The sequence below is a fragment of the Geofilum sp. OHC36d9 genome (genome assembly GCF_052400685.1).
Taxonomy (GTDB): domain Bacteria; phylum Bacteroidota; class Bacteroidia; order Bacteroidales; family Marinilabiliaceae; genus CAZHHH01.
The window spans coordinates 23,368-38,174 of sequence record NZ_JBQTGJ010000013.1; the positions used below are offsets into that span (position 1 = coordinate 23,368).

Genomic DNA, 14,807 nt, shown 5'->3' on the forward strand with positions numbered 1-14,807 from the left:
CCATGATAAAGAATTTTTCACACAGGGAGATGATTATTTTCATGGGAGTTCCATTTGGCAACTAAAATAAAATATAAACAAAAACGAACATGAATTTTAGCATTCTAAAATACACGGAGGAGAATGATTAAAATTCATCGAGAGTTCCATATGACCTAAAAAAACAAAATATAATCATATGAAACGAGCCATGAGAGTAAGCTCTCACACAGGTGAATGATTATTCCGGCGAGTTCCATATGGCAATTGAGAAACAAATTATAATCATATGAAAAAGAGATCTGAGAAAAAAATTCTTGACGCAATGAGTAAAAATCCGGATAATTGGAAAGGTATTTTTTATTATAATCGCAAGGACCCAAGGTTAATGGTTCCAAAGTACTATTCAAAATTTGGTTGGACTTTTAACTTTGCAAGTCCCTACAGTTATATTTTAATACTTTCCATTGTTTTGATAATTATTGCAGCCCAATACTTTATGTAAAAATCCATATAAAATACTTCTCTGCATAATTGTATTTCAAGCTTTTTCCCATTGCTGACGTTTATTTTCTGTAACCCAAGCGGCGACGCCGAGCGGTAATCTGTGCCACATCTGGCACACGGTTCACAGTTTTACCAAGGCTGAAAGAACAACAGACAAACATCTGACAATAAAATACTTTCAATTGAATAAAAGAAAGTTATGGCCTTAAGATCCGGTCAAATATCGATAGTAATGCTGGGGGCAAGTGGTGCTGTTGGCACAGAAACTTTACAAGCGTTACTTCAAGTAAAGAACATTCGGCCATTGACATTACTTGGCAGAAAGTTCATTTCAAATATAAATGTTGATTTTGTGAAACAGCACAAAATCAGCATATTCGAGAACAGTTTTAGTGCAAGTCGAGTAACTTATTTGTGCGAAACGAAAATCAAAAAGGTCAAAATTACTATTGATCATATATGAAAAAGAGATGAGCGAAAGTGGCTTTTAAAATGAATTTTTGGGGTAAGCATGAAAAAAAAGGAGTTGCATTTATTGCAACTCCTTTTTTGTTGTCCTGCTAGGGCTCGAACCTAGGCTCTTCTGAACCAGAATCAGACGTGTTGCCAATTACACCACAGGACAATATTTCAACAAGCTCAACGAAAATTCGTTCTTCTAAACAGACAACCGGACTACCGATAAGCAATGTGGTTGCAAAAATAAAGAAAAGTATGAGAAAATAAATATTCTCTTTAAAAAAAATGTGACCTTCACCAATATTATTTGCATCATTGGCCGACAGAAGCAATAGCCACAACAGGCATTGTTTTCATAACTACAAACGAATTGCTTCAAAAACAAAACAATACAGCACGTCGTTAATTGAAAATACAATACACTACTTTTTCGTAAAAAAAATTATCGCGAAAATCAGGATTAAGTTTAGGAACAACTCGGTGACCTGCAATGAAAAAACTGAACCAGGAGGCGATTCCTTTTTAAAATTAGTATTTTTAGATGATCGCATTCAAAAAATTTTAAAAGATTGTGTAAAATTTGGGGCGATGTTATGAAATGGGTAGTGTTTTTACCTTTTTTTTATCAAAGACATTTAATCACAATAACTTTCTGAGAACGTTGTGTTTCATGCATAAAGAGTTACAAATAATAAATTTATGAAGAAATTTATTAGATTAATTTTAGGCGCGATAATACTGGCTTTTCTGGCATTTTACAGACCTATTTTTAGTTTTTTAGACGAATCCAATTTCTGGGTTAGTGACATCATTATTTCCTTGAAGTATATTTTAATGCTAGCCTGTTCTTCTTGGATATTGATTGAATTTGTTAGAATTCTAAAGAATCGCCTGCTTAAAAAATTTGACATCACCTATGAAGACAACCTTAAATCAAGGAAACTGCAAACACAGATAAATCTACTTGAAAAAGTAATCGTTTTTGTTATCATCCTTATTACAATAGGGTTAATGCTGATTTCCATTGATAGTATAAAAAAAATTGGAATTGGAATTTTTGCATCAGCAGGAGTCGTCGGTATTATTTTAGGTTTATCTGCTCAAAAAATTGTTGGAGCCATATTGGCCGGTATTCAGATCGCAATAACTCAACCATTTAGAATAGATGATGCTGTTGTTGTTGAAAATGAATGGGGCTGGATTGAAGAGATTAATCTGACTTATATTGTTGTTAGAATTTGGGATAAAAGGCGTTTAGTTTTACCAACGGCCTATTTTTTAGAAAAACCTTTTCAGAATTGGACAAGAACAACGGCCGATATTCTTGGAACTGTTTTTATTTATACCGATTACACAATACCTGTTGAAACCCTGAGGGTAGAGTTGTCTCGTTTGTTAGAAGACTGTGAATTGTGGGATAAAAAGGTAAATGTCATTCAAGTTACGGATTCTAAGGAAAATTACATGGAAATTAGGATTTTGGTTAGTGCCAAAAATTCCCCCACAGCTTGGGATTTAAGAGTCTACATTAGGGAAAAAATGATTGAATTTATTCAGAAGAATTATCCGGAAAGTCTACCAAAAACAAGGATAAACATTGAAAATAAAAATACAAGGGAATTCAACAATTTATAAAATAACCGCCGATATAGAATTATATTAAAGGATGCTAGCTTGCTTTATGAATTGCTTTTTTCATTGATAAGTGCTACCGGGTAAAACAACAGATAGAGAATTCCTTATCAGCAGCAGAAATTGATCAGCAGCAAAACGATGGTTACAATGGCAGGAGCAGCCTGCACAAAAAATATTTTTCGCGCTATGGTAAATGCTCCGTATATGCCTGCAACAAACACGCAGCTTAAGAAAAACAACGATACGTACATGTGCCAATCAGCATTTTGTATAAAAAATGTCCAGATTAAGCCCGCTGCTAAAAACCCATTGTAAAGGCCCTGGTTGGCTGCCATTTCTTTTGTTTTTGCAAATAAATCATTGGGGAAACGGGTGAATATTTTTTTGCCTTTCGTTTCCCAGGCAAACATTTCGAACCACAATATGTAGCATTGAATAGCTGCTATTAATCCTACCAATATTTTAATTACCATTTCCATTATTATCGCTTATTTCCTTGATTATTATATACGTCTTTTCGTGTTTCAATAATTTCCTTCTTAAGGAAGTACATCCAGGTTGCTCGTTCGATGTTTCATTTTCCCAGTTCCATTTATCAACCGGAATATTATCAAGCAATTCCGGATCTAAAAATTTCAATTGGATCTTGTTTTAAATTCGTTACTGTTTAGCTATTTCGGTAATGTGAGTGATAAAGAAAGTGGTTTTCAGGACATTTGCAAACTATTTTAAGGTTAGAAGCGAATCACCTGTACTTCCAGCGGTTGTATCCCGTCGAAAAAACACCTAATCCTCTGGGTAAAAACGCCAACCTCGTCGAATTGTTTTTTCGTCAACTTTTATTTCGTCTATTTTCGTACGTAGATAAATAATATTAAAGGAGCACCTAAATCCATTTTTTTCACATTCACGATTGGGATATTGGATTTAGGCCTGCAAACAGGCAAGCTATAGTGCTTTAGAAACAGACAATTAAACACATTCAATTATGAAATTGGTACAAACATTTAAATCATTTAAGGGATTTCTTTTTTTTACCTTATTGTGTTCCACGACATTTTTTTCGGGATGCAAAAATTCTGTTACCAGAACAGGTCTCACGTATCCCATTGTGGATACCCAACAGGGGTTTTGTTACGACAGTTCCAAGCGAATTGATCCTCCGAAAGAAGGAGAAGCATTCTTCGGACAGGATACGCAATACACCGGAAACGTTGCCAGTTACAAAGACAACGATGATGCAACGATTACGGATAATGTCACTGGCCTCATCTGGGCGCAGGAGTTATCCACGTCATCCTATTCCTGGTCTGATGCTGTAAAATACTGCGACACCCTAACACTTGGCGGTTATTCCGATTGGCGCTTGCCTAGCGTTAAAGAGTTGTGGTCCATCCGCGATTTTTCACAAGGCTGACCATGGGTAAATACCGATTATTTTCATTTGGTGGGTGATGGTTCCGATCAGCGCCAGCAGCATACCTGGACCAGTAACCGCTACCTCGTTGTAAGCGAATATCAGAACGATCAGGTCAAGAGGGATCCTTCATTCATTGTCAACTCCTGGACAGGACACATCAAAGCCATGGATGGAGCCCGGTTTGTGCGTGCGGTTCGCGGCAATCCATCCTATGGGATAAATGCCTTTGTTGACAACGGCGATAGCACAATTACCGACAACGCGACCGGTTTGATGTGGAGCCAGAACGACAACGGCAAAGGATTGAGCTGGCAGGAGGCACTAGCTTATGCCGAATCGGCTACCACTGCCGGTTACGAAGATTGGCGACTGCCCAATGCCAAAGAATTGCAAAGCATCGCAGATTACTCCGGTGCTTTTCCGGCAATGGACACAACCGTGTTCAATTTGACAGAACTCACAAATATTAAAGGGCAGGTAGATTATCCTTTTTATTGGTCCAGCACGTCCAACCCCGTTGAAGGAAGTGATGGTGCCGTTGAGGTTGGTACGGTGTATGCCTGGGTGCTTGCTGCAGGCTATAACACAGACCCTGATGGGAACGATTTGCATGGAGCCGGCTCTGTCGTGTTCACACCAAAATCGGAAGAGGACTTTTCTGAGAGAGATCCCGAAATTCACCGTTACAACTATGTGCGTCTGGTAAGAGGAGGTAATGTAACTGAAACGTCCAATGGTAATCCTGACTGTATTAACCCCGACCGCGTTGTATCCTTTCCGGAAGGCATTACCAGTCGAGGAGGCAGACGTGGACCCGGTCACGAAGATGTATCTGACCGCGAAGGAGCACCCGATGGCGAAGGAGGTCCCGATTTTTCTCCTGCTGTCAACTATCTTTCAACCATTGGGATAACAGGAACTTCAGAAGAATTGGTAGCCATTGTGGCCGGACCTCCTGCTCCTTCGGCATCTGAACTTGTGGCTAATTTTGCAGCAAAAAAACTTGTTGTTACTGAAGTGCAGGCACAAGCCATGTTAGACCTACTTAAATTGCGATAAGCAAATTAAACGATTGCGGGGAAGGACATTTTTTATCAATAGACTTAAAAAGGCTATGTTCTGTGCGAGCATAGCCTTTACTTTCATTCCCGTTTTTCGCGAAACTGTGAGGCTGTCATGCCTGTATTACGTTTAAAAAATTGATTAAAATTAGTGCCTTCGCTAAATACTAAAGCATCAGCAACTATCGGTTTATCCATTTTGCTTTCTATCTTGAGGTACTTTTCGTACAACTAGACTTATTAAGTGCGCAACTGTCCGAAACAAGCATCTGGTTTGAGCAGGTGCAAGCTGTGATTAATCTGTATCAGGCGCTGGGTGGCGGCCGAGAAAAATAATTGGTTGCAAAGGGTTTTATATTCGCATAAAAATTGTTTTTTGCCGAAGCGATAGACACCTATGGCGTGTTTATTATGATTCAAAATAATATGAAACGACCATGATAAAGGAATTTTCACACAGGGAGATGATTATTTTCATGGGATTTCCGTTCAGATTAAAGATCTCCCCTAAAACCCTTGCCATTCTAGCAAGCCGGCACAGGCAGAGACTTGCACTCTCCTAGTTTATTAACATGCCTCACATATAAAAAAAATCGCATTTCCGAAATTTCGGAAATGCGACTAACCACATAAAACAAATAAAAAGGTAGCTGAAACGCCTTTTAAACTAATTAAAAAGAGCCAATTTTACAGCCGCTTTACGCATCATTTCCGTAAAATATTCCTTATCAGCAAATTTAGGATCCTGATATTCCCAACCTGAAAAGAAAGCATATTGGGAAGCAGTATCAGCACTCAGGCTGATGGCAGCCAAGTGAGTAAAAGTAACCCCATTGCCAACTTTTGGCGCCTCCTTATATTGTATGAATTGATTTTCAGGAATCAAAAGTCCCAGTCCCAGGTTCTCGCCTTTATAAGCCTGAGCGCCAAGAGTGGCATAAATTTTAAAACCGCTCTTTTCGGCTTCAAAAGCAGGCAGTTCGTGCAGGTCAACAATACCTGTAAACAATACCTCATCACCTTGCAATCCGTTCACCTGAACCGAAGAACGATAAAAATGGTCACCGGCACAAATTGAGATACGGTGAACCACATCATACTTACGATCACCAGCCGGAACGCCTTTAAACCAAAGTTCTATCACAGACCGGACAGGTCCTTCAGCCAACAACTTATAGCCAGCTTCATCACAAGGTCCAACGCGATAAATTGAGTCGTTAATACCAATGGCAATAGCACCGGCGCCCAAGGAATTTCCAACTTTAAGAATGTCCATTCCCCAATCGTCCAACTCGTGATAATTTTGTCCGGCAATACCAGCTTTATCCAATGACATGGCAGTTGTGCGCTTTCCGAATATATCAATACCATTACGAGCATCGTAATAATTTCTGAAACCGACCAGATCATTTTCCCAGGTAGGTCCTTCCATCTGATACACTGCTGAAATAGTAGGGCTATCAACTGACTTCAAACGAAGATCGGTTGAGACCTCCTCATAAGGCTCTGTTTGACGTCCAAACCTAACATTGGTTCGCACCGGAAACTGAGGCGCATCAGAAGGCTTTACTTCCGAAAAATAAAATTCTTTGGCTTCCCGAGCATCAAAATCAGCCAGAAAGACAAGTTCATCCCACTGTCCGTCTCCATCAAGGTCATCACATTGAGACGGCAGGATATTACCTTCAGCATCTTTTACCAAAACAACCAGTTCATCATTAGCAGAACCGTTTAAAGCCAACATTTCAGCTCTGGAAACAATCATTGCCTTTCCAGAAACAGCCTCATCAAATGGGTTAGCTATTTCCAACGGTTTTTGGGCCGATTGGGAGCAACCAGCTAACAAAAGCACCGCAACAACAGGTAATAATTTCATCTTTTTCATAAATCAAAATATTTGAAAACGAATAAAGTAAAATAAAAAAGATTAGAACATTCTGTTTCAAAAATACAGTTTAAATATCAACCCCTAAATCCTCTGAAAAGGGAAGATTTAGGGGCAATAAAAATTCATTTAATCAACAAATGAATTTCGGTGTTCTACTCCACACAAGCATTAAATATCATTCTCGCCTTTTACATAACCAAAGTTAGCGAGAATTCCGCCATCTACATACAAAACGTGACCATTAACAAAATTACTGGCGTTAGAAGCAAGAAACAAAGCTGCTTTTGCAACATCTTCTGGCTCACCCCAACGACCTGCAGGTGTACGAGTCATAACCAAATCATTGAACGGATGTCCGTCTACACGAATCGGGGCTGTTTGAGAAGTAGCAATATAACCAGGACCAATGCCATTAATCTGAAGGTTGTACTTAGCCCATTCGCAAGTCATATTGGCTGTTAAAAGTTTCAATCCACCTTTAGCAGCAGCATAAGCTGACACAGAATTACGGCCATAAACACTCATCATTGAGCACATGTTGATTATTTTACCGGATCTTTTCTCTATCATTTTAGGAGCAACACGCTTAGCCACGATAAGAGGGGCAACCAAATCCACATCAATCACTTGTTGAAAATCTTTTACAGGCATATCGAGAATGGGGATTCTTTTAATAATACCGGCATTATTAACCAAGATATCAACGTCACCCACTTCTTTTTCAATTTGGCTAATTCCGCGATCCACCTCTGCTTCATTAGTCACATTAAATACCAAGGTATAAGCATCAATACCAACTTTGGCATATTCAGCCTTTGCAGCGGCCAATTTCTCTTCAGAAAGATCGTTAATGCAAATTTTAGCGCCGGCTTTTCCCAGCAATTTTGCTATAGCCATACCAATACCGTGAGTACCACCGGTAATCAACGCAACCTTACCATTAAGGTCAAACAATTCATTAATAGCACTATTCATTATATAAAAATTTAGTTGTTTTTTTAATTTGCCATTCAATGGCCCAAAAATCAAATACAAACGGTCAATTACTAACCCGTATTTAAACTTTTTAAAGATGGATTTTTAACGACTTATAACACCGACTCCCACCAACAATTAAAAGAGCACTTGCTTACGATAGTTGAGACATCAGGCCAACCACAACTAAGCCTACAATACGTAGAATACAATTGCCATTTAAAACTCTTAAATATTTGGAGTCAAACCAGTGCCATCCATAAAATCAGAAGTTTGAGTTGTAGCATTCAAATTCAAGACATATGCAGCCCGAAAAATGTGAGTTTAATTAGTAAATGACCACTTTTCGAGCAAACATAATACAGAAGTTGCACTTTAGATACAGACTCTAGCTATTCTGCTATATTTATTTCAATTCATCAGGACGACGGATGTCCATATCACCATAGTCAAGATTCTCTCCGGCCATACCCCAAATAAATATATAATTGGATGTTCCGGCGGCGCTATGAATACTCCATGATGGAGAAATTACGGCCTGTTCATTTTTCATCCAGATATGGCGAGTTTCATCAGGCTGCCCCATGAAATGACAGATAACCTGATCCTTGGGAACTTCAAAATAAAAATAAGCTTCCATTCTGCGATTATGCGTATGCGCAGGCATCGTATTCCAGACACTTCCGGTCTTTAACTCGGTCATGCCCATTTGCAACTGACAAGTTTCGACCACACTATTAACCAGCAACTTATTAATCTGACGATGATTAGAAGTCTCCAGACTACCCATAACTGCCACTTCTGCATCAGCCAGGGTTACCTTTTTATTGGGTAATTGTTTGTGTGCCGGGGCCGAGTTAATATATAGCTTGGCAGGTTTTGAAGCATCTTCAGAAGCAAGCGTTACTTCCTTGTTTCCACTTCCTAAATACAAAGCCTCTTTATAGGCCAATTTATATTCCTTACCATCGGCCTTAATAACGGCGGCACCAAGCCCAACATTAATAAAACCAATTTCGCGACGCTGAAGGAAATATTCTGCCTTAAGCTCTTCAAAAGGCTCCAGCTTAAGTGCTGATTTCACAGGCATAGCACCTCCAACAATAAGACGATCGTACATGGAATAAACCATTTTTATATCGTCTTGCGGAAACAGATCTTCGATGAGAAAATCATGGCGCAGACGCTCAGTATCATAACTTTTGGCATCGCCGGGATGAGCGGCATATCTTAATTCCCATTTCATAATAAAAAAATTTAATATTTAAATTTTACCCTTACATTAAAAAAAGATGTGTTAAAAGAAACAAATCCGTTTCACTCCATTTTGACCTCACTATTGCGACTTGACGACTCACGAACCAATAATCGGACAGGAACAGTCTCTTCATCATTAACAATTGAAGAATCCTGCTGAATAACTTGCAACAAAGCCGTAGCAGCCTTATGTCCTAAGTCGTAAGCATTTTGTTCAACCGTTGATAATCGCGGCGATACCAAATCGGCAAACGGCTCATTGGCAAATCCAACCAATCCTAACCTACCCGGGATAGAGATTCCACACTCACGTGCAGCCTGCAAAACTCCCATGGCACTATAATCCCCGGCACAAAAAAAAGCATCAACCTGTTGACTCTTTATCAATGCAAATGCGATAGCATAACTCGTTTCGCTTGTTATTGTACCTTCAAAGACCAATGATTCGTCAAAAGGAATACCAGCCTCCTCAAGCGCATAACAATACCCTTTAAAACGTTCATCATAAACATTAACCCTTAATGAACCTGTAAAATGAGCAATACGACGGTAATTACTACGAATCAAATGCTTCACAGCCATATAGCCGCCGTTAAAATTTTCATTCACCACACGCGGTCCGGGCACCATTTTCGAAACACGATCAAACTGCACAACCGGGACTTTTTCGTTAACAGCTTTGATTATGTGATCAAATCGTATCGTTTCAACTGAATGAGACATAATAATGCCGGCTACACGGTTCTTCAACAATACATCAATGCACTGCACCTCTTTCACCAACCTTTCATGACTCTGACAAATTAGCAACGAAAAACCAGCCGGATTAAGAACTTCTTCGATAGCTCCTACTACATGACTAAAAAAATGACGGTTAATACGCGGAACCAATACCCCTATTGTATCGTTACGTCCCTTTCGTAATGACGAAGCCACCATATTAGGCTGATAATGTAACTCCTCGGCCTTCTGCTCTATACGTTTACGTGTTTCTTCATTCACCCGAGGACTACCAGAAAGCGCCCTTGAAACAGTGGATGGCGTTATGCCCAATGCATTGGCTATATCGATAATAGTAGTTCGCTTCATCAACTATTTTAAACGTTCTCTTTTTTAACTCAGGACAAAAATACAAACGTTTGCACAAAAAACACAATTATTAGATAAAAAAGTTATCATCTCATCCCCGCTTCATGCCTTATCCAAATTCATTAAGAAAAAAGTATAAATTCACCCTAACAGCAACCAACAAAACACACAACAACTTAACAAACAGAATTTTAAATAAAAAATATGAAAATTCAAAAAAGACTTTATCATAAATTGTGTAAAAAAACATTTGGAAAACGAACAAACCCTTTATATCTTCGTGTCCGTTAACGACAATTAATAATTATGGCAAATTTCATTCATCCAGACTTCGCTTTAGAAGGAAAAACAGCGAAAAAACTTTATCACGACTATGCCGAAAAGCTTCCCATTGTGGACTTTCACTGTCACTTGTCGCCCAAATTGGTTGCCAACAACCATAAATTTGAAAGCTTAGGCCAAATTTGGCTCGAAGGCGATCATTATAAATGGCGGGCGATGCGCACGAATGGTATCGACGAAAAATATTGCACTGGTGATGTTTCATTTCGCGACAAATTTCAAAAATGGGCCGAAACCGTGCCTTACACCATTGGTAACCCATTGTACCACTGGACTCACCTGGAATTAGCCAGATACTTCAATATTTATGAGGTGCTTTCGCCGGCTAATGCCGGAAAAATTTACGATCAGGCAACTGAGATGCTTCAACAAGACGAATTCAGCACACAAAACATTCTAAAAACAATGAATGTTGAAGTCGTCGGAACCACTGACGATCCCATTGATTCTTTGGAATATCATAAATCATTAAAAGGCTTCAGTGTTAAAATACGTCCGACATTCCGTCCCGACAATCTATTAAAAACAGAAAATGGTCAATTTTTTCTGGACTACATTAAAAAACTTGAATCGGTATCAGGTAAAAGCATCAAAACGCTTCATGATTTAATTGAAGTCGTTGATCAGCGTCACGCCTTCTTCGATTCAATGGGTTGCCGCGCGTCTGATCATGGATTAGACAGAATATACTACACCAAAAATTTCCGTGTAGAATCAGAAAAAGCCTTTACCCGTTTGCTTGCTGGTGAAACGCTTAGTGATGAGGAAACAGAAAGCTACAGAACCTTCATTATGTACGAACTGTGCAAAATGAACCATAAACGAGGCTGGGTACAACAGTTTCATTTGGGAGCCATGCGTAACAATAACACACGGATGTTCCAAAAATTAGGTGCCGATGTTGGCTTCGATTCCATTGGAAACTCTCAGGATGCGATCAAAATATCCCGTTTCTTAGATTTACTGGATTCCGAAGACAAATTGACCAAAACCATTTTATACAATCTGAATCCAGCAGACAACGAAATGTTTGTGACCATGCTGGGAAACTTTCAGGACGGCCGTACGCCCGGAAAAGTTCAATACGGTGCCGGCTGGTGGTTCCTTGACCAAAAAACAGGGATGGAAAAACACTTAAAAGACCTTTCAGCACTTGGATTATTAGCCCGTTTTGTGGGTATGGTCACCGACTCACGCAGTTTCTTGTCCTATCCACGTCACGAATATTTCCGACGAATACTTTGCAACCATCTGGGAAATGAAGTAGACAAAGGAATGATCCCCAATGATCAGGAATTGCTAAAAACAGTTATTCAAGATATTAGCTACAACAATTCCATGAAATATTTTGGTTTTTAACCACTCATAAAATCTAAAACTTAAATAACAAACACAAATAAATATGACACCACGAGTAGTTTCCTTTGGCGAAATTATGTTACGTTTATCCACACCCGGATATCAACGCTTTTCACAGGCAACTTCTTTCGATGCCTGCTATGGCGGAGGAGAAGCCAATGTAGCCGTTTCACTAGCCAATTATGGCCTTGACTCTGCATTTGTAACAGCACTGCCTAAAAATGATATAGGACGTAGCTGCCACATGGACCTGAAAAAATATGGCGTTGACACCAAAAACATTCAGTTTGGTGGAGAACGTCTGGGGATTTACTTCCTCGAGACAGGCGCTGTAGCACGAGCAAGCAAAGTTGTATACGACCGCGCTTATTCTTCATTTTCGCAGGTCAAAGAAGGACAATTCAACTGGGATGAAATATTGGAAGGTGCATCATGGTTTCACTGGACCGGTATCACTCCTGCTGTTTCACAAGGCGCAGCTGATGCATGCCTGGAAGCTATAAAAGTTGCCAACAAAAAAGGCATAACAGTATCCTGTGATCTCAACTACCGCAAAAACCTCTGGAAATATGGAAAAAAAGCCAGCGAAGTCATGCCTGAACTGGTAGCTGGCTGCGATGTTGTTTTAGGTAATGAAGAAGATGCCGAAATGGTATTGGGCATCCGTCCTGAAGGTGTTGATGTAACCGGTGGACATGTAGACGCTGAAGCTTACCGAAGTGTTTCAGAACAAATCATGAAACAATTTCCACGCGTAAAAAAAGTGATTACCACTCTTAGAGGTTCTGTAAGTGCCAACCACAATTCCTGGTCAGGCGTATTATTCGACGGAAAAAACCTTTATACAGCACCAACCTACCAAATTACTCACATTGTTGATCGCGTGGGTGGAGGAGATTCTTTCATGGGTGGTTTAATTTATGGTTTACTATCGTATAAAGACGACGAAAAAGCATTGCGTTTTGCAACAGCTGCCTCATGCCTGAAACATACCATATCGGGTGATTTCAATCAGGTAACTGTTGACGAAGTAGAAAAACTAATGGGGGGTGATGCCTCCGGACGCGTATCAAGATAAAAAATAACTGGTTGTCGAAAAGGGTTAAAACAACTTTTCGATGCTATCAATTAGCAAACAAGAAATTTAAAAGTCTTATTTCTTTCGATAACTATTGATAACTATAATAATGGCAAAATACAGTAGAAGTGAAGTATTTACGGCAATGAAAGCCACGGGAGTTGTTCCTGTATTTTTCAATGCCAATTTGGAAGTCAGCAAAAACGTGCTAAAAGCATGTTACGATGGAGGCATCCGCGTCTTTGAATTTGTAAACCGGGGTGATTTTGCCCACGAAGTATTTAGCGAACTCAACAAATTCGCATTAAAAGAACTTCCAGGAATGATTTTAGGCGTAGGTTCACTGGTCGAACCAGCTACGGCTGCGTTATACATTCAGGCAGGTGCCAATTTTGTGGTCTCTCCCCTTTTGAATGAAGAAATGGCCAAAATTTGTAACCGTCGCGGAGTAGCATGGGCACCAGGCTGCGGTACTATTTCTGAAATCAATAAAGCTCAGGAGCTGGGCGCTGAAATCGTGAAGTTGTTTCCAGCATCAGAAATAGGAGGTCCTTCGTTCGTAAAAGCCGTTAAAGGTCCAATGCCATGGACTAACATCATGCCAACAGGTGGTGTAGACACATCCGAATCAAACCTACAAGGCTGGTTCAATGCGGGCGTTACTTGTGTTGGCATGGGATCAAACCTTTTTCCGAAAGATATAATAGAAAAAGGCGATTTCAAGGCTCTGACACAAAAAGTAAAAGAGCTGATGATTACCATTGAAAAAGTAAGAAAATAATAATTTCTGGCCGTTGATTTAATTAAAATCAGCGGCCACCCTTTTAATTTTTCAAATAAAAACCTATTTAAATAATTAGTATCATGACAGCATCTGTAAAAGCGTTAAATGTAAAAGATAAAGTCGCTGTAGTAACTGGTGGAGGCGGCGTTATATGTTCCACCATGGCCAAAGCATTAGCTGTCCATGGCGTAAAAACAGCCATTCTTGATTTAAATCTTGATGCTGCTCAAAAAGTAGCGGCTGAAATAAAAGCCGAAACAGGCGTTGAGTCTATTGGCTTTTCGGCCAACGTACTGAACCGCGAATCGCTTGAGGCCGCAAAAAAAGAAATAAATAACCAACTGGGCAAAATAGACTATCTGATAAACGGTGCAGGCGGTAACGCTGCTTCTGCCACGTCAAAAGTTGAACAAATGACTCCCGGTGACAAGCTTGAAGACACCTTTTTTGGTCTTCAACTGGATGGATTTGACAAAACCTTCGATCTGAATTTTAAAGGGACCCTTCTTCCCACACTGGTATTTGCAACCGATATGGTTGAAAAAGAAAAAGGCGGTATCGTAAATATTTCATCCATGAATTCCTACCGGCCGTTAACACGTATTCCGGCCTATTCAGCTTCAAAAGCAGCAATCAATAACTTTACACAGTGGCTTTCGGTTCACTTCGCAAAAACCGGCGTCCGTGTCAATGCCATAGCTCCAGGTTTTTTGCTTACTAACCAAAACCGCTTTCTTCTGGTAGATGAAAAGACAGGACAATCAACCCCTCGTGGGCAAAAAATCATGAACGGAACGCCTATGGGACGTTATGGCGTACCCGAAGAACTGACCGGAACGCTTCTCTATCTGCTGTCCGACTGGTCCGAATTCATCACTGGTATAGTGATTCCAGTAGATGGCGGATTTAGCGCATACAGTGGTGTATAAAACAAAGCGCCAAAAATTGTTCTGTCGTATATTCCAGTCAAGAAA

The 14,807-nt window shown here is 39.7% G+C and carries 13 protein-coding genes and 1 tRNA gene; 8 read left to right on the plus strand and 6 right to left on the minus strand.

Annotation, left to right across the window (positions count from 1 at the left end; genetic code table 11):
- Positions 1-268: 268 nt before the first annotated feature.
- Entirely contained in the window at positions 269-484 is a 216-nt protein-coding gene (locus ACT3CD_RS12450) for a hypothetical protein (RefSeq protein WP_444645961.1), read from the plus strand.
- A 554-nt stretch (positions 485-1,038) separates the two neighbouring features.
- Here ACT3CD_RS12450 and ACT3CD_RS12455 read toward each other — a convergent pair.
- A tRNA-Gln gene (locus ACT3CD_RS12455) sits at positions 1,039-1,111 on the minus strand.
- Positions 1,112-1,644: 533 nt separating this feature from the next.
- On the opposite strand from ACT3CD_RS12455, the gene ACT3CD_RS12460 reads away from it, so the two are divergent.
- Positions 1,645-2,580: a mechanosensitive ion channel family protein gene (locus ACT3CD_RS12460; RefSeq protein WP_444645962.1), complete on the plus strand. Its 936-nt coding sequence runs from the start codon at positions 1,645-1,647 to the stop codon at positions 2,578-2,580.
- A 107-nt stretch (positions 2,581-2,687) separates the two neighbouring features.
- Here ACT3CD_RS12460 and ACT3CD_RS12465 read toward each other — a convergent pair whose 3' ends face one another.
- Entirely contained in the window at positions 2,688-3,059 is a 372-nt protein-coding gene (locus ACT3CD_RS12465; protein WP_444645963.1) for a DUF1304 domain-containing protein, read from the minus strand.
- 509 nt (positions 3,060-3,568) lie between these two features.
- Between ACT3CD_RS12465 and ACT3CD_RS12470 the strand changes: the two genes are divergently transcribed.
- Together ACT3CD_RS12470 and ACT3CD_RS12475 are read left to right on the plus strand one after the other, a co-directional pair.
- Positions 3,569-3,997, plus strand: a complete 429-nt coding sequence (locus ACT3CD_RS12470; RefSeq protein WP_444645964.1) for an Lcl C-terminal domain-containing protein — start codon at positions 3,569-3,571, stop codon at positions 3,995-3,997.
- Between the two features lie 30 nt (positions 3,998-4,027).
- On the plus strand, positions 4,028-5,059 hold the full coding sequence (locus ACT3CD_RS12475) for an Lcl C-terminal domain-containing protein (RefSeq protein WP_444645965.1): 1,032 nt from the start codon (positions 4,028-4,030) through the stop codon (positions 5,057-5,059).
- Positions 5,060-5,728: 669 nt separating this feature from the next.
- Here the strand turns inward: ACT3CD_RS12475 and ACT3CD_RS12480 are convergent.
- From ACT3CD_RS12480 to ACT3CD_RS12495, 4 genes are all read right to left on the minus strand, one after another.
- Positions 5,729-6,946: a DUF4861 domain-containing protein gene (locus tag ACT3CD_RS12480; RefSeq protein ID WP_444645966.1), complete on the minus strand. Its 1,218-nt coding sequence runs from the start codon at positions 6,944-6,946 to the stop codon at positions 5,729-5,731.
- A gap of 171 nt (positions 6,947-7,117) precedes the next feature.
- Entirely contained in the window at positions 7,118-7,924 is an 807-nt protein-coding gene (locus ACT3CD_RS12485; RefSeq protein WP_444645967.1) for a gluconate 5-dehydrogenase, read from the minus strand.
- Between the two features lie 406 nt (positions 7,925-8,330).
- Positions 8,331-9,170: a 5-dehydro-4-deoxy-D-glucuronate isomerase gene (kduI, locus tag ACT3CD_RS12490; RefSeq protein WP_444645968.1), complete on the minus strand. Its 840-nt coding sequence runs from the start codon at positions 9,168-9,170 to the stop codon at positions 8,331-8,333.
- Between the two features lie 71 nt (positions 9,171-9,241).
- The gene (locus tag ACT3CD_RS12495) at positions 9,242-10,270 is read right to left on the minus strand and encodes a LacI family DNA-binding transcriptional regulator (protein ID WP_444645969.1); all 1,029 of its coding nucleotides are present in this window, start codon (positions 10,268-10,270) and stop codon (positions 9,242-9,244) included.
- A 306-nt stretch (positions 10,271-10,576) separates the two neighbouring features.
- Here ACT3CD_RS12495 and uxaC point away from each other — a divergent pair, with 306 nt between their 5' ends.
- From uxaC to ACT3CD_RS12515, 4 genes are all read left to right on the plus strand, one after another.
- Positions 10,577-11,971, plus strand: a complete 1,395-nt coding sequence (gene uxaC, locus ACT3CD_RS12500) for a glucuronate isomerase (RefSeq protein WP_444645970.1) — start codon at positions 10,577-10,579, stop codon at positions 11,969-11,971.
- A 43-nt stretch (positions 11,972-12,014) separates the two neighbouring features.
- Positions 12,015-13,049: a PfkB family carbohydrate kinase gene (locus ACT3CD_RS12505; RefSeq protein WP_444645971.1), complete on the plus strand. Its 1,035-nt coding sequence runs from the start codon at positions 12,015-12,017 to the stop codon at positions 13,047-13,049.
- A 109-nt stretch (positions 13,050-13,158) separates the two neighbouring features.
- Positions 13,159-13,830: a bifunctional 4-hydroxy-2-oxoglutarate aldolase/2-dehydro-3-deoxy-phosphogluconate aldolase gene (locus ACT3CD_RS12510; protein ID WP_444645972.1), complete on the plus strand. Its 672-nt coding sequence runs from the start codon at positions 13,159-13,161 to the stop codon at positions 13,828-13,830.
- Between the two features lie 83 nt (positions 13,831-13,913).
- Positions 13,914-14,762 (plus strand): SDR family oxidoreductase, encoded by an 849-nt coding sequence (locus ACT3CD_RS12515; RefSeq protein ID WP_444645973.1) that lies wholly within the window; start codon positions 13,914-13,916, stop codon positions 14,760-14,762.
- Positions 14,763-14,807: the final 45 nt, after the last annotated feature.